Source organism: Proteus sp. PR00208, assembly GCF_016238545.1.
Taxonomy (GTDB): domain Bacteria; phylum Pseudomonadota; class Gammaproteobacteria; order Enterobacterales; family Enterobacteriaceae; genus Proteus.
In genome coordinates, this window is sequence record NZ_JAEHQE010000012.1 from 1 (window position 1) to 21,500 (window position 21,500).

Sequence of the window (21,500 nt, forward strand, 5' to 3'; positions counted from 1 at the left end):
GAAAAAAATACCGCCCTGATTAAGGGCGGTATTGTATAAGGGGACTGGTAGAACGATTTTGTGATATTGATAAAGGCCTAACTGACCACTTTATCAATCTGCAATGCAACATCTTTTTCTCTTGTGGTGGGTTTTACAGCCGTCCAACCTTTATAAGCTAAAGGTAAGAAAGCGACTGCAATAGCTAATAATGATACGCCTGCAACATAATATGCACCTGCCATTGCAGTTTTTTCTAACCATATTCCTGTTAACATTGGCGTTAATCCACCGAATAAGGCATAAGCCATATTGTAAGCAAAAGACAAACCAGAAAAACGAATTGATGGTGGAAATGCTCTTGTGCTAACGATAGGTGTAGTTGCAATCGCCCCGACAAAAAAGCCCATCAAACCATAGTTAAACGCTAACTGAAAACCTGACATTGCTGCATCTAAACTGCCATAGAAATGGAATGCAGTAACAATCAAACCACCCCATGATAATGTCATTGACGCGCGTGTTCCTAATTTGTCACTAATCCAACCCCAGAATATGCAACCTAAGGTTAAGGTTAATGTTGCAACGCAGTTCGCTTCTAATGATGTCGTTCTATCAATTTTGTAGATCCCTTCAACAATGACACCGGGGGTCATCAAAATGGTGACAACAATAGCTGTTGATAAAGACCATGTTAATGCAGCAGTAATTAAGCACGCTTGCTTGTGATTTTTAATAACTGAAACCACAGGCATTTCTTGTGCTAAGGCTTTTTTTGCAGCCATCTCTTTAAAGATAGGTGTTTCTTGTAAGAAGCGACGTAAGTAGACAGAAATCAAACCGAATACGCCACCTAAAATAAACGGTATACGCCATGCAAAGTCATTTACTTCTTGGCTGGTATAGCTACGTTGAACGATAATTGCCACGATTGAACCTAATAAAATACCGCCTGTAATGCCTGAGGTTAATGTTCCTACACCTAAGCCATAACGTTGTTTTGGCGTGTGCTCTGCGATAAACACCCAAGCACCTGGCATTTCACCACCAATGGCCGCACCTTGCATAATGCGCATTAACAACAACAATAATGGTGCAGCAACACCAATACTGGCATAAGTTGGTAATAAACCAATAACTAATGTTGGTACAGCCATTAAGAAGATACTTAAGGTAAACATGCGTTTACGTCCAATAATATCTCCGTAGTGTGCCATAATAATGCCACCCAAAGGGCGGGCAAGGTAACCAGCAGCAAAAATACCTAATGTCTGCATTTGTGCAATAAAGGCGTTATCACCGGGAAAGAACAAGTGGCTCAATGTTTTCGTAAAGAACACGAAGATCACGAAATCATAGAACTCCAACGTTCCCCCTAGCGAGGATAAACCCAACGTTTTATAGTCGTTGCGGTTCAATGGTCTTGCCGTAGGTTGACTCAACGGCTGAGTGGAGTGTGATTGTGATGTCATAATTACAACCTATAATAATCATCGTGATAAAAAAATAATGCGTAATAAGATCACAAGTAAATTCTTTGAAAATTAACGAATAAAATAGGGTGAAAATAAATAACATCGAATGGTTATTTATAGGCTATTTATGCGAGAAAGAATAATGTTGTGATGATGGTTTAAGTTATAACAGGAAGCTCTTAATAATGTAAATAGATGAAATTAAAACAACGAAATGAACTTTATTATTATTATTTCTTGTGTTTTTATGTGGTTTAATTGTAGATACTTAATATTAAACTCTTATTTTATTTTCTTTATTGATATATTGTAAAAATATTACAATGCTTATTAATAAGTGAAATTTCGATATTATCAAATAAAATAGATATTATATTGAATATATTTATTACGATTTAAATTATAAATTGAATAATAAATTCAGTCATAATTTAATTTATTATTTTTCGTTAATAAAGTAATTATTAGATAATTAAGAAAGTTATTCTCATCAATAATGAAAGATATGATCTGATAGAAAATAGATTACTAGAATATTCTGCTATATGTTAAAAATATTTTTGATAAACTTAAATTTCAAAAATTTCAATGAAATTGAAATTCAATGCCAATAAATCTTTGGTGTATAATCATATTTTTGTGTTTTTATGCATTGTGTGATTTTTTTGAATTTTATTGTCGAATTAGAAATAAAAACAAAAATAAGCGTCAAAAAAGTGATTGTTGGTTATAATTACATCAGTAAGTCAATTGAACTGTCGGAGGATTTATGGTCTCTATTTCAATGAGTGCTGTTCTTTTAGCTGCAATTATTTTGTTCGCATCACTTTCTATCGTTGCATTAGGTGGTGGTTTAGTACTAAAAGCCATGCTTAATGACACCAATCAAAATGGCAGTTATCTATTAAGTGCCTCTGTTAAAAAGACTTTTATTACTTCATTGGTTATTGCATTGTTGCTTGTCTATTATTACCTATCAACAACGGCTTAATATTTGTTTGATTGATATAAAAAACGCCACTGCATTTTATTATCAGTGGCGTTAGTGTAATGAGAAAATGTCTTAAACTAAGAAGATAGTTGCTAAACCTAAGAAGATAAAGAAACCACCTGTATCCGTAATAGCGGTTATCATAACGCTTGAACCAATGGCAGGATCTTTACCAAATTTTATCATCGTCATTGGTATTAATACGCCCATAATGGCAGCCATTAACAGGTTGAGCACCATTGCCATTGTCATCACGGCACCCATTGCAAGGTCACCATAGAGAAGGAAGGTGACAATTCCCATGATCCCTCCCCACACAATACCATTGATAAAGGCAACACCAAGTTCTCTTAAAATTAAGAAAGAAAAGCTTCCAGTTTGAATTTGGTGTAGAGCTAATGCACGGACAATCATTGTGATAGTCTGATTACCTGTATTTCCCCCAATACCAGCAACAATTGGCATCAGTGTTGCTAAAGCGACTAATTGGGAAATGGTGTGTTCAAACACACCAATAACACGAGAGGCAACGAAAGCAGTACATAAGTTGATAGCAAGCCAAGTCCAACGTGTTTTAACCGCTTGTCCGACTGGTGCAAAGACGTCTTCTTCTGGGCTCAAACCACCCATACGACGAAGATTGGTATCGCTCTCTTCATGCATGTTATCAACGATATCTTCAACAGTTAATCGCCCCATTAGAAGACCATTACTATCAACAACAGCCGCAGAAATTAAGTCGTAACGTTCGAACGCACCCGCCGCGTCTTCGCCTTTTTCTTCTGGCATAAAGCTCACGGTGTCTGTTTTCATTACATCAGAGACAAGCTTATCAGGAGATTGCGTCAAAACAGTGGTTAATGGAAGCTCGCCCAACAGATGATTTTTATTATCAATAACGAAAATTTTATCCGTTGCTTCAGGAATAGAACCCCGTTGGCGTAGATAGCGCTGTACCGTTTTTAACGTAACATTACCTCGCACAGTGACGAACTCAAAATCCATCATCTGGCCGACGCTGTCTTTTGGATATTGAAGAACTTCTCTTATTCTATTACGCAGACTTGGTTCTAAATAGGTAAGAAGTCGACGCATCGTATCGCGAGGTAAGTGCTCTGCGATGTACGCTTGCTCATCCACATGTAATGTGGCGACCGATCGTAATAATTCACGGTCAGTCATATCTTTAATTAAGCTGTCCCAAACGGCGACAGAAGCTTCGACTAAAACAGCACCACGTTCATTATTATCAACCAAATGCCACAATGCGAGACGTTCGTCATAGGGAAGGGCTTCAAGAATATCTGCAATATCTGCCGCGTGTAGATCTTGTAGTAATTCTCTAACAGTGGTGATTTTTTCATGAAGTTCATGGTGGCTCAGCCTATCATTTTCACTTGCTTCACCTAAAACGGTTTCAACAAAATGATCATCTTCGAGAAAGATGCTCAAAATTTGCTGACGCAGGTGTGCCACTTTTTGTGAATACGGATTGATGGCAGCCGCAGTATCATTGTTGATAGCTGGTTGAGACATGTTATTCCTTTTTAATTCTTACGAGGGAGATAACCATTGACACTAATTATTCCATTTTAGGATGATTATCGGTCTTCTCCGTATAAAAAATATGAATCTTGAACAATATTGCGTTGGTGATGTTCATATTATCGTCACAAATCAAACCTATGTTGTTATGTGATAGTTGTTGTATGATAGATGCAACAAAAGACGCATTGACTAGCGTCTTTTTCTGTATAATATCATATTGTTAAGCAGATTCCTCTTTTATATCCAGTTTCCACCCCGGAACTGACTGCCAATGTTCTTGTTCTTTTTCTAAATCCAATTCCATCAATGTGTTATCAGAAAGATAATTTGCAGGAAAATAAAGCGTCCAATGATTTTCATCTGTAACTAAACGCAAAGATGCAGGTTTTGTCGTCGATTGTCGCTGATTATTAAGTAAAGTTGCTAATCTTAGTATTTGTACGAGTGGAAAATACTGTTTCTTTTTATAAAGATTAAATTTAGGTAACTCATCTAACTTGATCCCCTTTCGGTGATAGCGAACGAGAGTTGTTAATAACAGTTGTTGCTCTTGATTAAAGCCAGGTAAATCAGTATTTGAAAGAATATAAGCAGAATGGCGATGTAATCCACTTAAATTAATACTTAATCCCACTTCATGTAACATAACAGCCCAAACTAAAATAGCCTCTAAATCAGGGCGAACTAGCTTAGGATTTTGCTGTGCCCACTGAGCGTAAAGAGATTGCATAGTTTCAAGAACACGTTTTGCTTGTTCTCTATCGATATTATAGTGTTCTGCAAGGCTTTTAGCTGTGCGCTGGCGGATATCTTGATGGCGAAATCTGCCTTCCATTTCATAAAGCACACCTTCACGTAATGCACCGTCAGATAGGTGTAGGGCTTTTAATCCTAATGAATCAAAAATACCGCATAAAATCGCCAAACCTGGTACAAAAACATGTTTACGTTCATCGGATAAACCTGGAAGGGCGATATCTTTAAATTTCTTAAATCGTAAAACTTGTTTAGTGAGCATAAGTAGGCGTTCTGGAGTAATAACACCGTCTTTTTCACCAAACTCAACTAAGATCTCATGAGCCGCTTTAATTGTTCCTGATGCCCCTAAAGCCACATCCCAGCCAGTCATTTTGTATTGCCATGCAATTTTTTCCATTTTACGCGCTGCCTTTTCTCGCGCTTTGCGAAAAGCAGATTCGCTAATTTTTTGTTCTGGGAAAAATTGACGGCTAAAACTAACACAACCCATGCGTTGGCTTTCGATTAAAATTGGCTCAAAATTTTCACCAATAACCAATTCTGTTGAGCCACCACCGATATCGATAACGAGCTTTCGACCTTTTTCAGATTGAGTGTGCTCAACTCCCATAAAAATAAGTCGAGCTTCTTCATGCCCTGAAATAATTTCAATAGGATAAGGAATAACTTCTTTGGCTCGTTGAAGAAAGACTTTCGCATTAGTGGCGACACGCAAAGTGTGTGTTCCCACGACGGTGACATTTTCTGCGGGAAAACCCTGTAACCTTTCAGCAAAAAGGGAAAGGGCGGAGAGCCCACGTAACATAGCCTCTTCGCTTAATTCGTTATCATCATCAAGTCCATCAGCAAGATAAACTCGCTGTTTTAAACGACTTAAGACTTGTAATGCGCCATTAACAACACGCGCAATTATCATATGAAAACTATTAGAACCGAGGTCAATAGCCGCAATTTCTAAAGGACGTGGTGAAGAGTCATCTTGTGATAAAGGCATAAAATTACGCTCGTGAACCGGGTTGTTCTAACAATTTAATATACTCATAGACAGCAAGCTGGGAACGGATTTTACGTTTATTTCCACGAGGAACATAGCTATTTGTTAAATCTTTATCGATATAACGTGCTTTTACGGTGTCATTAAATTGAATATCCAGTATATCAAGAACGCGCTGTTTAAGTTGAGGATCAAGCAAAGCTACTGCAACTTCAATGCGATAATCAAGATTTCGCGTCATCCAATCGGCAGAGGAGAGAAAGATTTTTTCATCCCCTTTATTGGTGAAAACATAAACACGATCATGCTCTAAAAAGCGGTCAACAATACTGGTTACTTGAATGTTTTCACTAAATCCCGGCTGATTAGGCACTAAAGAACACATTCCTCGAACTAACAGTCGTACTTTTACGCCTGCTTCTGAAGCGTCATAAAGGCGATTAACTAATTCTTCATCAACTAAATTATTCACTTTTAATGTAATACCCGCAGGATGCCCTGCTTGTGCACTGTGAATTTCATTGGTGATTAATTGATTTAAAAGGGTGCGCGAGTTTTGTGGCGAAACCATTAAATGCTCAAAGGTGACAGGGCGATAAGGGTTTTCAATAAAGCTAAAAACGCGACGTACTTCATTGGTAATTTCAGTGTTAGCCGTTAATAGTGAATAGTCAGTATAAAGACGCGCTGTTTTTTCGTTAAAGTTCCCCGTACCGATATGAGCATAGCGAATGATTTCACCATTTTCTAAACGTGAAATGATAAATAACTTCGCGTGAATTTTTAAACCCGGTGCAGAGAAAATAACGTGAACGCCCGCTTCAGTCAGGCGTTTTGCCCAGTGGATATTCGCTGCTTCATCAAAACGTGCTTGTAACTCAACAACTACCGTGACACGTTTGCCGTTATGCGCAGCGTGGATCATCGAATCAATAATTCGAGAGTCTTTAGCAACACGGTAAATATTGATTTTGATTGAGATAACACTTGGGTCAAAAGAGGCTTGGCGCAACAATTCCAACACATGCTCAAAGGTATGATAAGGATAATAGAGCAAAACATCACGCTCACGTATCGCATCAAAGCCATTACGGAAGTTATCAAACCAAATATGGCGTAAACGAGGAATAGGCTTATTTAATAGAAATTTACTACCCTCATTTGGGAAGTTAATAAAATCTTTAAAATTATGATAACGACCACCAGCAATGACGGAGTCATTATTCGATAAACCTAATTTACTGCGCAGCAACGCCACCATTTCATCAGGCATATCGCGTTGATAAACAAAACGGACAGGCTCTGCGGTAAGGCGTTGTTTTAATGTTGATGACATCATTTCAAGTAAACTTGATTCCATTTCTGTTGCAAGATCGTATTCTGCATCTCGCGTCATTTTCATGGAATAAGCACTTAATGAGTCATAATCAAAGAAGCCTTTAAACACCTCATCAAGACAGTAACGTAAAATATTATCCAATAAAATCATGGATTTTTTCTTACTACGCCCTTGGTCTGTCGGCAGAATAACAAAACGAGGTACTTTATCTGACGGAATTTCTAACAGGGCATAATGAATAATTTGCCCTTGCACAATTTCAACCGCTAAATAGGTGTAGTCATCTTTAAGAAACTCAACCAAGTCTGTTTCAGGATTAATTAAAATAGGCGTGATGTGTTTTCTTAAATTTTGACGAAAATATTGGCGTAACCAGATTTGTTGATTAGGCGAGATTTGGCGTTCATTAATTAAAAAGATTTGGTTTCGCGCCATTTCAAGTAACAAATCATTATATAAAGCATCAAACTCTTGGTCGGCTTTAGCTACTTTTGATTGAATTTTCTTTATAAGATGACGAGCATGGCTTGATGCAGAGCGTGAGCCACGTTCTTCATTAATCAAAATACGGCGTTTTACATCGGCAAAACGAACCTTGTAAAACTCATCAAGATTATTTGAATAGATCCCCAGAAACCTGACTCTTTCAATTAACGGGTTTCTTTTATCAGCCGCTTCTTGTAATACACGTTCATTAAACGCAAGCCAACTGATCTCTTTATCAATATAGAGTCGTTCCTGGGACATCTGAACTCCAACAAGGGTTAAAGTTAAAACTTAATATCTGAATAAATCAGACGTGTTGCTTAATAGTTGCACCCGGTTTAACAAAATTCTCGGGTTTCGCCTCTTTGGCTTTTTGTTCAAAATAAGGTGCTTGGAAAGTACACATTCTAATCGCAGAACGGTAGGCACCGTTAACAAAAAACTCATCTATTAAATCACCTTCTTTTTTAAAGCCAAGCTTTTCATAAATATGAATCGCTTTAGCATTCTCTTTATCGACGATTAAATAGAGTTTGTATAAATTAAGTACAGAAAATGCATAATCCATCGCAAGTTTCGCCGCGCGTGCAGCATATCCATGGCCTTGATGCGCAGGAGCGATGATAATTTGGAATTCAGCACGACGGTGAACATAATCAATTTCAACCAACTCGACAAGTCCAACTTTAGTGCCGTCACTTTCGGCAATAAAACGGCGTTCACTTTGGTCGTGAATATGTTTTTCATAAAGGTCGCTTAACTCGATAAAAGCCTCATAAGGCTCTTCAAACCAATAGCGCATAACGCTGGCGTTATTATCAAGTTGATGGACAAAAGAGAGATCTTCTCGTTCGAGAGGACGTAATTTTATAGGTGGAACTTTCTTACCACCGGACATAAGCACCTCGGTGAATGCATTGAATAAAAAGAGAAAAGGGTGACATAAAAAAAGTCACGCGGGCTACAGTGTAGCACAATGTGACTTTTTATCTTAAACGAAATAGTCAATCAAGGTTGTCGAAAAGCGCAATATCATCGAGAACGGCTTGATTATTCTGCATTTTTAATCGCTCGTCAGCTAACCAACCGATCGCTAATGGATAAATACGATACTCTTCTGCTTGTATTCTTGTTTGTAATGATTGTTCAGTATCATCTGGTAAAACAGGAATGCGAGCTTGAATAATCATGGGACCACCATCAAGTTCTTCTGTAACAAAATGGACGGTAACGCCATGAAAAGAGTCTTTATTCGCTAAAACTTGGCGATGAGTGTGTAATCCGGGATATTTAGGAAGTAAAGAAGGATGAATATTTAATAATTTATGCTGATAATGAGTCACAAAATCAGGCGATAAAATACGCATAAAACCGGCTAAAACCACAATGTCGGGCTGATAAGCATCGATTTTTTCAATTAATGCTTTATCGTAATCAGCTCTGTCATTATATAGAGTTGGATCAACAAAATATGCTGGAATATCAGCAAGTTTTGCCCGTTCAAGACCATACGCATTAGCTTTATTACTTAAGACAGCAACCACATTACCCGTGATTTTATTTGCCCTACAGGCGTCAATAATCGCCTGTAGGTTGCTGCCGTTTCCTGAGATGAGGACGACAATATTTTTCATTCACATGTTTTCATTAGTTAATAATAACTTGTGCTTCACCCACAGCTTGTGGCGCAATTTCACCAATTAACCATGCGTTTTCACCACACTCAGCAAGATGTGCTAATGTTTTTTCAACGTCATTTGGGTTAACGGCAATTAACAATCCAACACCACAGTTAAAGGTGCGATACATTTCATGTGTGCTGACTTGTCCCGCATCTTGTAACCATTTAAAAACCAGTGGCCATTCCCAGCTTTTACTATCAATACGCGCTTGCGTCTTTTCAGGTAATACACGAGGAATATTTTCCCAGAATCCGCCACCTGTAATATGTGCCACAGCATGGATATCCACATTTTCAATTAATGAAAGTAGTGACTTTACATAAATACGAGTAGGGGCTAATAGGTGATCAGCTAATGATTTATTGCCTAATGATGTGTTTTCAGCTTGTGTATTGCTGACTTCAAGAATTTTTCTGACTAATGAATAACCATTAGAATGAGGACCACTTGATGCTAAAGCGATTAGAGCATCGCCAGCTTTAACTTTGCTGCCATCGATAATTTCTGATTTTTCAACCACGCCGACACAAAAGCCTGCGATATCATAATCATTACCGTGATACATTCCTGGCATTTCAGCAGTTTCACCACCGACTAATGCACAACCAGATTGCTTACAACCTTCTGCAATACCTGTTACTACGCGTGCTGCGGTATCGACATCTAATTTTCCTGTGGCATAGTAGTCAAGGAAGAAAAGGGGTTCTGCACCTTGAACAATTAAATCGTTGACACACATTGCGACTAAATCAATCCCGATGTCATCATGGCGATTTAAATCCATTGCAAGGCGAAGTTTAGTTCCTACGCCATCTGTGCCTGAAACTAAAATAGGTTCGCGGTATTTAGATGGAATTGCACAAAGTGCGCCAAATCCACCTAAACCCCCCATAACTTCAGGACGGCGGGTTTCTTTTACTACACCTTTGATACGATCGACTAAAGCATTACCTGCATCAATATCGACACCGGCATCTTTATAGCTGAGAGAGGATTTGTTAGTCACGTAGAGCCCTCACGGCAAGTTGCTGTTAAGAAAAAATGTGTGCGGGCGCTATTCTAACAGGCAAAGCAAACGTTTGCGAGGATCTTCTTTATAGGTCACAATTATTCATGTTGGTGTGGTTAAAAGCTGTGCGCTTGATCAATATCAATAGAAAAACGATGGAATGTTGGCAAAAAAGCGGTATAATCTCGCGATTTTTTTGTCAGGCTGCGTCGTACATTAGGAGAAATTATGAAGATCGTTGAGGTAAAACACCCACTCATTCAACATAAATTGGGGCTGATGCGAGATCATGATATAAGCACTAAACGCTTTCGTGAACTGGCTTCAGAAGTTTCCAGTCTACTGACGTATGAAGCTACCGCCGATTTAGAAACAGAGACGGTAACAATAGAAGGTTGGTGTGGTTCGGTAGAGATAGAACAGATTAAAGGAAAAAAAATCACAGTAGTTCCTATCCTCCGTGCAGGTATCGGGATGATGGACGGAGTATTAGAAAATATTCCTAGTGCCCGAATCAGTGTAGTTGGCGTTTACCGCGATGAAGAAACATTAAAACCCGTCCCTTACTTCCAGAAATTAGCATCCAATATTGAAGAGCGTATGGCTCTTGTTGTTGACCCTATGTTAGCAACAGGCGGCTCTATGATTGCCACAATTGATTTATTAAAAAATGCGGGTTGTACTTCAATTAAAGTATTAGTACTGGTTGCTGCTCCAGAAGGTATTAAGGCATTAGAAGAAGCTCATCCAGATGTGGAATTATATACTGCATCTATTGATAGCCATCTTAATGAGCACGGGTACATCGTTCCAGGTCTTGGCGATGCTGGTGATAAGATATTTGGTACAAAATAATAATTAAGCCGACTTTGATAGTCGGCTTTTTTTTGAACCTAATTATCTTGTTCTATAGTTAGAAATATACAAACCAATTTCACATTCATATTAAAGAGAGGTCGTAAGCATGACTCGTCGTGCAATCGGGGTAGAAGAGCGCCCACCATTATTACAAACAATCCCGTTGAGTCTTCAGCATCTGTTTGCAATGTTTGGCGCCACCGTACTTGTGCCAATTTTATTTAAAGTTAATCCGGCAACAATATTATTATTTAACGGGATCGGAACCCTGCTTTATCTCTTTATTTGTAAAGGACGCATTCCTGCTTATTTAGGTTCAAGTTTTGCGTTTATCTCACCTGTGCTTTTGTTGTTACCTTTAGGGTATGAATTAGCACTTGGGGGATTCATCGTCTGTGGTGTGTTATTTTGTATCGTTGCTGGTATTGTCAAAATAGCAGGGCGAGGCTGGATTAATGTGATGTTCCCGCCTGCGGCAATGGGCGCAATCGTTGCCGTCATCGGGCTTGAATTAGCAGGAACCGCTGCGGGAATGGCAGGATTATTACCAAGTGCAGATGCACCAGTTGATAGTCAGACACTGCTTATTTCTATGGTGACTTTAGGTGTGACTATCTTAGGCTCTGTGATGTTTAGAGGATTCCTTGCTATTATTCCTATTCTTATTGGGGTATTAGCAGGTTATGCACTCTCTTTCTTCTTGGGCGTTGTTGATATTACACCAATTAAAGAAGCTAACTGGTTTGCACTACCGACATTCTATTCACCGCGTTTTGAATGGAGTGCTATTTTTATTATTCTACCTGCCGCATTAGTTGTTATTGCTGAGCACGTTGGGCACCTTGTTGTTACAGCAAATATTGTACAACGCGATTTAATGAAAAACCCAGGTTTACATCGTTCTATGTTCGCAAACGGTTTCTCTACCATTATTTCGGGTTTCTTTGGTTCAACACCTAATACCACTTATGGTGAAAACATTGGTGTTATGGCTATCACTAAGGTTTACAGCTCATGGGTTATTGGTGGTGCGGCAATTCTCGCTATCTTATTATCTTGTGTCGGTAAACTGGCTGCGGCTATCGCTGCTGTACCTGTTCCTGTTATGGGTGGGGTTTCATTACTGCTTTACGGTGTTATTGGTGCATCAGGTATTCGTGTCTTGTTAGATTCAAAAGTGGATTATAATAAACCGCAAAACTTGATATTAACTGCCATTATTCTGATTGTCGGTGTGAGTGGTGCTTCCATTCAAATTGGTGCTGCTGAATTAAAAGGCATGGCATTAGCAACCATCGTGGGTATTGTTTTAAGCTTGATCTTTAAATTAGTGAGTGTTGTTCGCCCTGAAACAGAATTAGTGGATAACACCATTGAATCGGTTAGTGGTACAGCAAACAAAAAGTAATCGATTAAGAAAATCTAAAGCAATATGCTGAAATTAATAAAAAAGGTGGATGATCTCCACCTTTTTTATTGTGTTTTATTTTTATGTCATATTAAAAACTAAGATTTTTGATATTTTAAGTATTAAAAACTTAGAAAAGCATGATTAATTCAATCATGATGTTTATTTAAATAAAATAAATGAGACAATGGGGGTCTGTTCTTATGCGAAATAGGCATTTTATCTGCTATTTAAGTGATATTCGTTTTAAGGTTGGGGTGTTTCAAAAAAGGTATAACGTAATTTATGGAAAAGCTGATTGAAATTTATGATTTCATTACATCAAAGCAGATTTTTACCACAATATTTTTAGTTATTGTGTTGCTGGTGGTGTGGTTTCTCGCCAAAATGATTTTCCGCCGAATAGCAAAGCGTTTACTTTTTTTATTTACTGAGCTTTCAGATGAAGAAACCATAGAAGATATTGCTAAAAAGAGCGCATCTATTGTTGCAGTTACACTTGTTCTCTATATTAATCAGCTACTACCGTCTTTTTCAGCTGAAATGAATATTATCTTTGAAACGGTTGCTCGCGCCTTTATTATCATCAATATCGCTTCATTACTTAATAATGCTCTTGATATCTTCAATATTAGGCACGCTAAAAAAGCGTGGCATCGAAATAATTCCATCAAAGGCTATATTGAAATTGCCAAAATTGTGGTCTGGATTATCTCTTTTATCCTGATCATTGCGTTATTTACTGAGCAATCACCACTTATTATTATCTCAAGCTTTGGTGCCATTGCTGCGGTGTTAATGTTTGTTTTTCAGCATACACTTATCTCTTTTGTTGCCAATATTCTTATCTCTAACGGAAAAGTATTAAAGCTTTATGATTGGATTGAATTACCCAGTAGTAATATCAGCGGTGAGGTTATTGATATCGCATTACATACGATCACTGTACGTAATTGGGATAATACAATTTCCCGTATTCCAACCAAAGACTTTTTGACCGAAAAATATACTAACTGGCAACCGATGTTTTCATCGGGAGGGCGTCGGATTAAACGTAGTTTTTATATTGACCAATCTTCGATTTCATTTGCAACGCAAGAGTTAGTATTAGAATTAAAAAATACAGCGCCGCTTCGTAAAAGCATAGAAACGATGCTTGAAGGAAAAGAAGAAGAAATTGGCGATATTAATGAGTGGTTAGAAACAAAAGGCGTGACTAACTTACAGTTATTTCGTAAGTACATGCTAAATTGGATAAAAATGCGTGGTGATGTTCGACCTGATATGTATTTAGTGATCAGAACAATGCCACCTACACCAATGGGACTACCTGTAGAGTTATATTGTTTTACTCGTGCAACCACTTGGGTTGAATATGAAGAAACTCAATCTGAAATTTTTGAGTATATAAATGCATCAGCCAAATATTTTAAGCTCGACATTTATCAGCAACCTTCTGGTAATGATGTTGCGAAATTAAAATTCAGATAATAAAGTAAAACTAATTAAACACGGAATGCTTTCTGATTTGGCTCTAAATAACTCGAGGTACAGTTAGGAAACCCTTCAATGAGAGGTGATAGGAGTATATAAAATAGGCTTATCTCGGTGATCTTGCTGTTATCTTAATCAGTGCAGTGTGCTTTTTTAATATTGGTTCTGACCTTGTGAGAATTTGTGTTAGAATCACCACGTTTATTAAACTATTCAGGTGAGGTGCTTCTGAATACGCCGTCACAGCTATCATTACCACTATCTCTGCCCGATGATGAGACATTCGATAGCTTTTATGCAGGGGAAAACGCGTCGTTAGTCGCGGCAATTCGAACCGCCATTCATCAATCTCATGGCAGTTATATCTATTTCTGGTCCCGTGACGGAGGTGGAAAGAGCCATCTATTACATGCCGCTTGTGCTGAGCTTTCATTAAAAGGTGATGCTGTTGGGTATGTTCCCCTTGATAAACGTGCCTATTTTGTTCCCGATGTTCTTGAAGGCATGGAACATTTATCCTTAGTTTGTATTGATAATGTTCAGTGTATTGCTGGTGATGAAGAGTGGGAACTCGCCTTATTTAACCTTTATAACCGTGTTTTAGAGCATGGACGAACCTGTTTATTAATTACAGGGGATAGACCGCCTCGCCAAATAGAGTTACAACTTCCTGATTTAGCATCTCGCCTTGATTGGGGGCAAATCTACCGTTTGCAACCTTTAAGTGACGAAGAAAAAATTCAGGCGCTGCAATTAAGAGCAAAACTTCGTGGGTTTGAATTACCTGAAGATGTGGGTCGTTTTGTATTAAAACGTTTAGATAGAAAAATGCGCACCTTATTTGAAATGCTTGATGAACTTGATCACGCTTCTATTGTTGCTCAACGTAAACTGACCATCCCATTTGTGAAAGATATACTCAAACTTTAAATAGCCTCACTCATCTCGTTAGGTGAGGCGAATAATCTCAATCCTACCTCTCTTTTTCAAATTCAACACCCATTGAAGGTAACAAATATTTGTTATTTATTAAGGGTGAATTTTCTATTTTTGTCTTTTCTAATAAAAACACAAGATAAAAAAACCGCTTGTCTTTATACAAGGCAAGCGGCGAGAGACACAAACAATAAAGGAGGAGGGTTAAATAATTAGTTTGCTTCTACTATTTTGGCTTTCTTCTGAGGAACCAGTAAGAAAATCAGATAAAGTGCAGTGATTGCAACCGTGTAGCCAGTGAAGATTAACCAGAATGATTTCCAATCAACCGCACCATTGGTGGTATATAAATCAATGACCCAGCCACTTAACATTGCACCTAAATAAGTACCAAAACCGTTCACTAAGGTCATAAACATACCTTGTGCTGTTGAACGATATTGTAAAGGGATCTCTTTTTCTAAGAACAGTGAACCAGAGATATTAAAGAAGTCGAATGCACAACCATACACAATCATTGATAACAATAAGACGATTTGACCTAGTGATGTGTAGTCACCGTAGGCAAAGAAGCCGAAACGTAAGATCCAAGCAACCATACTGAATAAAACGATCGTTTCGATTCTTACGCGTTTTAATAACAGTGGCAGAAACAGAATAAATACGACTTCTGAAATCTGTGAAATAGATAAGAACACAGAAGGATAACGTGCAAAGAATGAATCATCTGCATTTGGAGATTGTGCGATATCTTGTAGGAATGGCACACCAAAGGTATTGGTAATTTGCAGTACAGATCCTAACAGTGTTGCGAAGAATAAGAAAACAACGACATTTTTCTTTTTAAATACTTGCAAGATATTAGTGATACTAAATGCCACTTCTTCGGCTTTAGTTTCATTTTTGTCAGCTGCTTTAGTTGCAGGTAAGAACATTGCAAATACAGCTAAAACAATAGAAGCGATCGCTGCAACGAAGAGCTGGTGGTAACTATTACCTAAACCTAAGAAGCTAATAACCCACATGGCTGCAATAAAACCAACAGTGCCGTAAACACGAATTTTAGGGAAATAGTTATTAGGCTCTAAATGTTTTTGTTCTAACAGTTCGAAAATGATGCTGTTTGCCATTGAGATACTTGGCATAAAGAACAATAAATGTAATAAAGTTGCAAAAAATAGTGTGGTTACTGTCGTCATTTGCGACATTAACACTAATGCTAATGCAGAAAAAATATGCAGGGTAATAAACACTAATTTGCGGTTGTTTATTTTATCTGCAATAAATCCCATGATGACGGGTGCGATAAGTGAGGCAAGTCCAAGAGCACTGAAAATAAGCCCAACATCACTACCTTTAAAATGCAGCTCTCCAAAGAGATACGAGGCAAATGTTACAAGCCAAGATCCCCATATAAAGAACTGGAGGAATGAGACAAGTTTTAATCTAAGTACGATATTCATCTGTTTTCCTATTAGCCTAGCAATCACCCGACACCAATAATGGCGATTGGTTAGTTTTAATTGCCCATAATGTTGGCTATAACGTTGTTTATTTCATATACATCTACAACTTCGTTTCACACTGACTAATTGTTATCAAGTTAAAAAAACAACAATAAAAGAAGAGATAGAGTAAATAACAAATTGAAAGCTTATTGCTGTGTTGCAGTATTGTTTTAAATGTGTGTTTTTTGTTAATTTCTTTCTTGGATGATAATGAAAAAATATTTTGGCGAGAATTTATTGTTTATCAATTCTGCTATCATATTTTCTGATATCCATGATATGTAGGAATGCATTTGTGTAAAGAGACTTGAGTCACAATATAAATGAAACACATGATTATTTTTTTCTTATAATTGTGAGTTTATACGATGTCGTGTGATCTCGATAGAAGTTTTCAAAAATGGCGATTTCTTACTCATAAAAAATATGAGGTTGAGATGAAAAATTTTGAAAGCATAAAACGATTGGTTTTTTTCTATTGTGGAAATAAGAAACACTTTGCTAATTGTAATGTTTACAATTTAACAACATTTAATAATTTATTTATTAATTGAGAAAAGAGAGTAAACGGTTGCGGGATTAATAGTGAAGTAAATAGAGCGAAGCCCATATATGTAAGAACATAAATATGGGCTTTAAATTTTGAAAATTAAATAAACAGTTCTTTTACTTGCTCTGGTGGACGGCCTAAACGGGCTTTATTACCGACAACCACAATAGGGCGTTCAATAAGTTTAGGGTTTTCATGCATTGCTTGAATTAATGCATCTTGTGATGTTTCATCAGCCAGTTTTAGCGTTTTATAAATTTCTTCTTTTGTGCGCATTAACTCTCTTGCATCATTAAAACCTAATGCTTTGAGCAGTGTTTTAAGCTCCGTTACTGAAGGTGCTGTATCTAGATAGTGAATAACATTAGGCGTTATTTGCATTTCTTCGAGTAAATGTAAGGTTTCACGGCTTTTTGAACAGCGTGGATTATGATAAATCGTCACTTTTTTGGTCATGATTGTCCCTTATTTAAATTGGCTGTCTCTTTGCTGAATTTTTCTTAATTGGTCTATGCGAGCATCAAAGCGAGCTTGATCATTGCTACCCAGCTTAACTTGTCTGCTTGCATCACCTAAGTAACGGATCGCTGTTTCAAAGTCACCTCTGAGTGCTAAATCTTCCGCATAAGCAGCTAATTCATGAGCTCTATCACCTTGTTTGGCTGAATTTTCTGCCATTAATTGCCAGCCGATAGGATCGTTTGGGTTATCAAAGGTATAACGATAAAGTAGGCGATTAGCTTCGTTATATTGCTTATTATGCATATATGAGTTCGCTAAGTTGGCAATAAGGACATTGTTATTGGGCCTTTGCTTTAATGCGAGTTGTAATCTTGCAACCGCATCACCTGCACGGTTTTGTTCTAAATCGATATCTGTCATGGCATCAATAAGCCAAATATTGTTAGGTTCTTTTTCTAACATCGGAGTGAGCAATTTTCTTGCGTCATCAAATTTGCGATCACGAGAATAGAGCAGTATTAGCGCATAATTTGCGGCTGACTTTTCAAGAGCAGTACCTTGCTTAAACTGATCAAGTATCGTTTGTAATGCATTCTCTGATGTTGGGTTTTTCGTCAGCATGGTTAATACACGCATTTTAGCAAACAGAAAGTCAGCTGACTGTGGAACCTGCCGAGCAGGAAATTGACTGGCTCGGCTTCTTGCATCGGATAAACGGCTATCAGGTAAGGGGTGCGTTAATAACATTTCAGGCGGTTTAGAGCTATATCGTACTTGGTCAGCAAGAATTTGCATAAAGTCAGGCATCCCTTTGGGATCAAATCCTGCTCGATAGAGTGTCTGTATTCCGATACGGTCTGCTTCTTGCTCGTTCATTTGTGTGAATGTGATCATATTTTGCTGCATACCCGCCATACTTCCCGTAAAGGTTGCAAGACCTGCATTCGGGTTTGCCATAAATATCAAAATAGAACCTAATACACCTGCAAGAGCAAGAGGTGTTGTTTTAGCCTGATCTTCAAGCATTCTCGCTAGATGTCGTTGAGTAACGTGTGTGATTTCGTGAGCCATAACAGAAGCTAATTCGCTTTCTGTTTGGCTATATCGAAAGAGGGCAGAATGCAAAACAATGTTTCCCCCAAAATAAGCAAAGGCGTTAATATTGGGGTTGTTAACTAAGTAGAAGTGAAAAGGGGTTTTGACTGAGCTGGCGTTAGAAACCAGTTTTTGTCCCAAATTATTAATATAGTTAGAGAGTAATGGGTCAAAAACTAATGGTGCACTATTTCGCAGTTGGCGAGTATAGTAATCACCCATAGCAATTTCTTGATTGATGCTTAATGTTGAACCTGCGGTCGTTCCCATATCAGGTAAAGAGTCTTCAATATCAATCGCAGCATTCGCTGGCACTACTGATGTTGATAGCAACGCAGAAACAAGAAGCGCGACTAAGGGTTTTTTAAGTCTGAGTTTCATACAACTGTATCCTGATGGCTATCTTAACGAATAATTAATAATTAATGATGTATGATAGCAAAACCTAACGTAAAATCTGTCAAAAGATTATTGCTTATGTAAATGAATACATATAGCTCTATTGTTCTGATTATTATAAAGGATCTTTATTTTCATGCTGGACTTGCTTGTTCAATGGTACAAACGCCGATTTGCTGATCCACAAGTTATCGCCCTTGTGGTCATTTTGATTGCCGGCTTTTCAATTCTGTATTTTTTCAGTGGCATACTTGCTCCTTTATTGGTGGCAATTGTGCTTGCTTATCTTTTAGAGTGGCCAACTCATTTACTTGAAAAATTAGGATGTGCCCGTATATGGGCAGTATCGATAATTCTGACACTCTTTATCGGTATTAGTGCCATTGTTATTTTGATTTTAGCGCCAACGGTGTGGCAACAAGGGATGACGCTGATTTCAGATATCCCAAATATGATCAATAAGTTCAATGCATTTGCACATGAATTACCCGATCGCTTCCCTGCATTAATGGATGCCGGCATCGTTGATATGATGGCAGAAAATTTACGCAGCAAGTTCTCAACGGTGGCTGAATCTGTATTAAAAGTATCTTTAGCTTCGTTAATCGGAATTATTACACTGTCGATTTATCTTATTCTTGTTCCTTTAATGACTTTCTTCTTACTTAAAGATAAGCAACAGATGCTTAATGCGGTTCGTCGTGTTTTGCCGAAAAACAGAATATTGGCAGCACAAGTTTGGATTGAAGTTAATCAGCAAATTACCAATTATATTCGCGGTAAAGTCACTGAAATGATAATTGTGGGTATTTTCACTTATTTTGTATTTGCTTTCTTTGACTTACGCTACTCTGTATTACTTGCTGTTATTGTCGGTGTTTCTGTTTTAGTTCCTTACGTTGGTGCTGTTTTAGCAACGATCCCAGTTATTGTGATTGCATTATCGCAGTGGGGATTAGGCTCTGATTTCTGGGCGTTATTTATCGCTTATCTTGTTGTTCAAGGATTAGATAGTAATTTATTAGTACCAATTCTGTATTCTGAAGCCGTAAATATGCACCCGTTAGTCATTATATTATCAGTGATTATATTCGGTGGAATGTGGGGATTTTGGGGCGTTTTCTTTGCTATTCCATTAGCAACGCTGATAAAAGCAGTATTGCATGCATTACCCGATGAAATTGCGAATGAGCAAAATATAAAGAAAAGCTAAGTACCTCATTGAATATATTAATAAAAAACAGATAAAAAAACAGACAGTGTAAGCTGTCTGTTATCTTATCAATTCGAAGTATTAATTATGGATGTTGAGCGAGATAGTCGAGAACGACTTGATGGTGGTTACTGGTTTTAAAGTTATCAAATACGTGTTCGATAACACCATTTTTATCAATTAAGAATGTTGTACGATGAATACCATCGTAAGTTTTTCCCATAAATTGCTTTTCTCCCCAGATACCAAACTCTTCTGCGATCTTATGATCTTCATCTGAAAGCAACGTAAAATTTAACATCTCTTTTTCAGCGAAACGGGAAAGTTTTTCTGATTTATCTGTACTGATACCTAATACTTCAACTTTGGCTTTTTTTAGTGCATCCATTTCATCACGTAAGCCACAAGCTTGGGTTGTACAACCTGGTGTCATTGCTTTAGGGTAAAAATAAACGAGCACACGTTGGCCAGCGAAATCAGATAAATTAATCGTTTCTCCATCTTGGTCGGGCAGACTGAATTGAGGCGCCTTTTCACCGGCTTTTAATGGGTTCATTAGGTCATTCTCCATTTTTTACTGTTTCATCATCAGACTATTTACGATACTTATTGTGCCTTGAGCGTTCAGCTCTGTACATAATTGATTAAATTTCTCATTAATAACAATACCATGATCATCTAATGGATTATGCGCCGTAATCTGTATTTCTAAACGGGCAGGTGAGCCATCTTCTGATGGATGTGTTTTAGATATTAATTCAGCAAGATTAAAATTATGTTGGCTAAATAGATTAGTAAAGCGTTCTACAATACCGGGCGCATCTTCAATATCAACTTTCGCTGCAATTGTTGAAGGATAGGTAATTGGTGCACCATTGGTCGTTCTTTTCATTACGGTCAATAAATCCAGTTCGGCACTTTTAATGGGCAACAACGCTTCTAACTGTGCAATAGCGTTCCAGCCACCTGAAAGTAGCATGATAAACGTAAACTCTTGACCAAACATCGCAAGTCGGCTGTCCTCGATATTACATCCGCATTGGCTGACTAATTGTGTAATGGTATCAACAATACCAGGACGGTCAGCACCTAATGCAGTAATGACGAGAAAATGTTTATCAGGTATGGGCAAAATAAGGTTCCTTTTGACTTTCAGTTTATTCTTAACAGGTAAACACAAATTTCGATTTCTGCCAAGATCCCTTGTTCACTATCTTCAATTATTATATCTCTTTAATTCATATCAAAGAATATTAGCAAATTTCATTAGAAACCTAGAGTTAAGTAGTTTTCAATAGAGCAATGAATGAGTACC

18 protein-coding genes are annotated in these 21,500 nt (G+C 37.6%); 6 read left to right on the forward strand and 12 right to left on the reverse strand.

All coding sequences use genetic code 11. The annotated features are described in order from the left end of the window. Positions 1-77: 77 nt before the first annotated feature. A complete protein-coding gene (locus JEP36_RS09695; protein ID WP_198619848.1) occupies positions 78-1,451 on the reverse strand; it encodes an MFS transporter in 1,374 nt (457 codons plus the stop codon). Between the two features lie 772 nt (positions 1,452-2,223). Here JEP36_RS09695 and JEP36_RS09700 point away from each other — a divergent pair. Continuing rightward, positions 2,224-2,445, forward strand: coding sequence for a hypothetical protein (locus JEP36_RS09700; RefSeq protein WP_198625726.1), 222 nt, complete (start codon positions 2,224-2,226; stop codon positions 2,443-2,445). Positions 2,446-2,517: 72 nt separating this feature from the next. Here the strand turns inward: JEP36_RS09700 and mgtE are convergent, their stop codons facing one another. From mgtE to purM, 6 genes are all read right to left on the reverse strand, one after another. Then, a complete protein-coding gene (gene mgtE, locus JEP36_RS09705; RefSeq protein WP_109373665.1) occupies positions 2,518-3,981 on the reverse strand; it encodes a magnesium transporter in 1,464 nt (487 codons plus the stop codon). 232 nt (positions 3,982-4,213) lie between these two features. Further along, positions 4,214-5,746, reverse strand: a complete 1,533-nt coding sequence (gene ppx, locus JEP36_RS09710; protein WP_196532479.1) for an exopolyphosphatase — start codon at positions 5,744-5,746, stop codon at positions 4,214-4,216. A gap of 4 nt (positions 5,747-5,750) precedes the next feature. Beyond that, the gene (gene ppk1 / locus JEP36_RS09715; RefSeq protein WP_196532480.1) at positions 5,751-7,832 is read right to left on the reverse strand and encodes a polyphosphate kinase 1; all 2,082 of its coding nucleotides are present in this window, start codon (positions 7,830-7,832) and stop codon (positions 5,751-5,753) included. Between the two features lie 46 nt (positions 7,833-7,878). Further along, entirely contained in the window at positions 7,879-8,469 is a 591-nt protein-coding gene (gene speG / locus JEP36_RS09720; protein ID WP_088495291.1) for a spermidine N1-acetyltransferase, read from the reverse strand. A gap of 106 nt (positions 8,470-8,575) precedes the next feature. Next, positions 8,576-9,205, reverse strand: a complete 630-nt coding sequence (gene purN, locus JEP36_RS09725) for a phosphoribosylglycinamide formyltransferase (protein WP_198619851.1) — start codon at positions 9,203-9,205, stop codon at positions 8,576-8,578. Between the two features lie 13 nt (positions 9,206-9,218). Then, on the reverse strand, positions 9,219-10,259 hold the full coding sequence (gene purM / locus JEP36_RS09730; protein ID WP_198630138.1) for a phosphoribosylformylglycinamidine cyclo-ligase: 1,041 nt from the start codon (positions 10,257-10,259) through the stop codon (positions 9,219-9,221). Between the two features lie 231 nt (positions 10,260-10,490). On the opposite strand from purM, the gene upp reads away from it, so the two are divergent. The 4 genes from upp to hda all read left to right on the forward strand — a co-directional run bounded on the left by upp (position 10,491) and on the right by hda (position 14,952). After that, on the forward strand, positions 10,491-11,117 hold the full coding sequence (gene upp / locus JEP36_RS09735; protein WP_023581896.1) for a uracil phosphoribosyltransferase: 627 nt from the start codon (positions 10,491-10,493) through the stop codon (positions 11,115-11,117). A 109-nt stretch (positions 11,118-11,226) separates the two neighbouring features. Next, positions 11,227-12,528, forward strand: a complete 1,302-nt coding sequence (gene uraA, locus JEP36_RS09740; protein ID WP_109373660.1) for a uracil permease — start codon at positions 11,227-11,229, stop codon at positions 12,526-12,528. Between the two features lie 285 nt (positions 12,529-12,813). After that, positions 12,814-14,019: a mechanosensitive ion channel family protein gene (locus JEP36_RS09745; RefSeq protein WP_088495294.1), complete on the forward strand. Its 1,206-nt coding sequence runs from the start codon at positions 12,814-12,816 to the stop codon at positions 14,017-14,019. Positions 14,020-14,244: 225 nt separating this feature from the next. Beyond that, positions 14,245-14,952: a DnaA inactivator Hda gene (gene hda, locus JEP36_RS09750; RefSeq protein WP_006533048.1), complete on the forward strand. Its 708-nt coding sequence runs from the start codon at positions 14,245-14,247 to the stop codon at positions 14,950-14,952. Between the two features lie 218 nt (positions 14,953-15,170). Here the strand turns inward: hda and JEP36_RS09755 are convergent, their stop codons facing one another. The 3 genes from JEP36_RS09755 to JEP36_RS09765 all read right to left on the reverse strand — a co-directional run bounded on the left by JEP36_RS09755 (position 15,171) and on the right by JEP36_RS09765 (position 18,954). Next, complete coding sequence (locus JEP36_RS09755) at positions 15,171-16,421, reverse strand: MFS transporter (protein WP_198630139.1); 1,251 nt, start codon at positions 16,419-16,421, stop codon at positions 15,171-15,173. A gap of 694 nt (positions 16,422-17,115) precedes the next feature. Continuing rightward, positions 17,116-17,472 (reverse strand): arsenate reductase (glutaredoxin), encoded by a 357-nt coding sequence (gene arsC, locus JEP36_RS09760; protein ID WP_109373657.1) that lies wholly within the window; start codon positions 17,470-17,472, stop codon positions 17,116-17,118. Between the two features lie 9 nt (positions 17,473-17,481). Continuing rightward, entirely contained in the window at positions 17,482-18,954 is a 1,473-nt protein-coding gene (locus JEP36_RS09765) for a M48 family metalloprotease (RefSeq protein ID WP_198619853.1), read from the reverse strand. Positions 18,955-19,108: 154 nt separating this feature from the next. Here JEP36_RS09765 and JEP36_RS09770 point away from each other — a divergent pair, with 154 nt between their 5' ends. Then, positions 19,109-20,185 carry an AI-2E family transporter gene (locus JEP36_RS09770; protein ID WP_109373655.1) on the forward strand — a complete coding sequence of 359 codons (1,077 nt, stop codon included), beginning with the start codon at positions 19,109-19,111 and terminating at the stop codon, positions 20,183-20,185. An 85-nt stretch (positions 20,186-20,270) separates the two neighbouring features. Here the strand turns inward: JEP36_RS09770 and bcp are convergent, their stop codons facing one another. After that, positions 20,271-20,741 carry a thioredoxin-dependent thiol peroxidase gene (gene bcp / locus JEP36_RS09775; protein WP_151435413.1) on the reverse strand — a complete coding sequence of 157 codons (471 nt, stop codon included), beginning with the start codon at positions 20,739-20,741 and terminating at the stop codon, positions 20,271-20,273. Positions 20,742-20,759: 18 nt separating this feature from the next. Then, positions 20,760-21,317 (reverse strand): glycine cleavage system transcriptional repressor, encoded by a 558-nt coding sequence (locus tag JEP36_RS09780; protein ID WP_088495300.1) that lies wholly within the window; start codon positions 21,315-21,317, stop codon positions 20,760-20,762. Positions 21,318-21,500 lie beyond the last annotated feature (183 nt).

Bases quoted from the DNA above. Each gene is read 5' to 3' on its own strand.
- ppk1 (WP_196532480.1), bottom strand. From the start codon at position 7,832: ATGTCCCAGGAACGACTCTATATTGATAAAGAGATCAGTTGGCTTGCG.
- mgtE (WP_109373665.1), bottom strand. From the start codon at position 3,981: ATGTCTCAACCAGCTATCAACAATGATACTGCGGCTGCCATCAATCCG.
- JEP36_RS09765 (WP_198619853.1), bottom strand. From the start codon at position 18,954: ATGAAACTCAGACTTAAAAAACCCTTAGTCGCGCTTCTTGTTTCTGCG.
- purN (WP_198619851.1), bottom strand. From the start codon at position 9,205: ATGAAAAATATTGTCGTCCTCATCTCAGGAAACGGCAGCAACCTACAG.
- arsC (WP_109373657.1), bottom strand. From the start codon at position 17,472: ATGACCAAAAAAGTGACGATTTATCATAATCCACGCTGTTCAAAAAGC.
- uraA (WP_109373660.1), top strand. From the start codon at position 11,227: ATGACTCGTCGTGCAATCGGGGTAGAAGAGCGCCCACCATTATTACAA.
- JEP36_RS09700 (WP_198625726.1), top strand. From the start codon at position 2,224: ATGGTCTCTATTTCAATGAGTGCTGTTCTTTTAGCTGCAATTATTTTG.
- JEP36_RS09755 (WP_198630139.1), bottom strand. From the start codon at position 16,421: ATGAATATCGTACTTAGATTAAAACTTGTCTCATTCCTCCAGTTCTTT.
- upp (WP_023581896.1), top strand. From the start codon at position 10,491: ATGAAGATCGTTGAGGTAAAACACCCACTCATTCAACATAAATTGGGG.
- JEP36_RS09745 (WP_088495294.1), top strand. From the start codon at position 12,814: ATGGAAAAGCTGATTGAAATTTATGATTTCATTACATCAAAGCAGATT.
- ppx (WP_196532479.1), bottom strand. From the start codon at position 5,746: ATGCCTTTATCACAAGATGACTCTTCACCACGTCCTTTAGAAATTGCG.
- JEP36_RS09695 (WP_198619848.1), bottom strand. From the start codon at position 1,451: ATGACATCACAATCACACTCCACTCAGCCGTTGAGTCAACCTACGGCA.
- speG (WP_088495291.1), bottom strand. From the start codon at position 8,469: ATGTCCGGTGGTAAGAAAGTTCCACCTATAAAATTACGTCCTCTCGAA.
- bcp (WP_151435413.1), bottom strand. From the start codon at position 20,741: ATGAACCCATTAAAAGCCGGTGAAAAGGCGCCTCAATTCAGTCTGCCC.
- JEP36_RS09770 (WP_109373655.1), top strand. From the start codon at position 19,109: ATGCTGGACTTGCTTGTTCAATGGTACAAACGCCGATTTGCTGATCCA.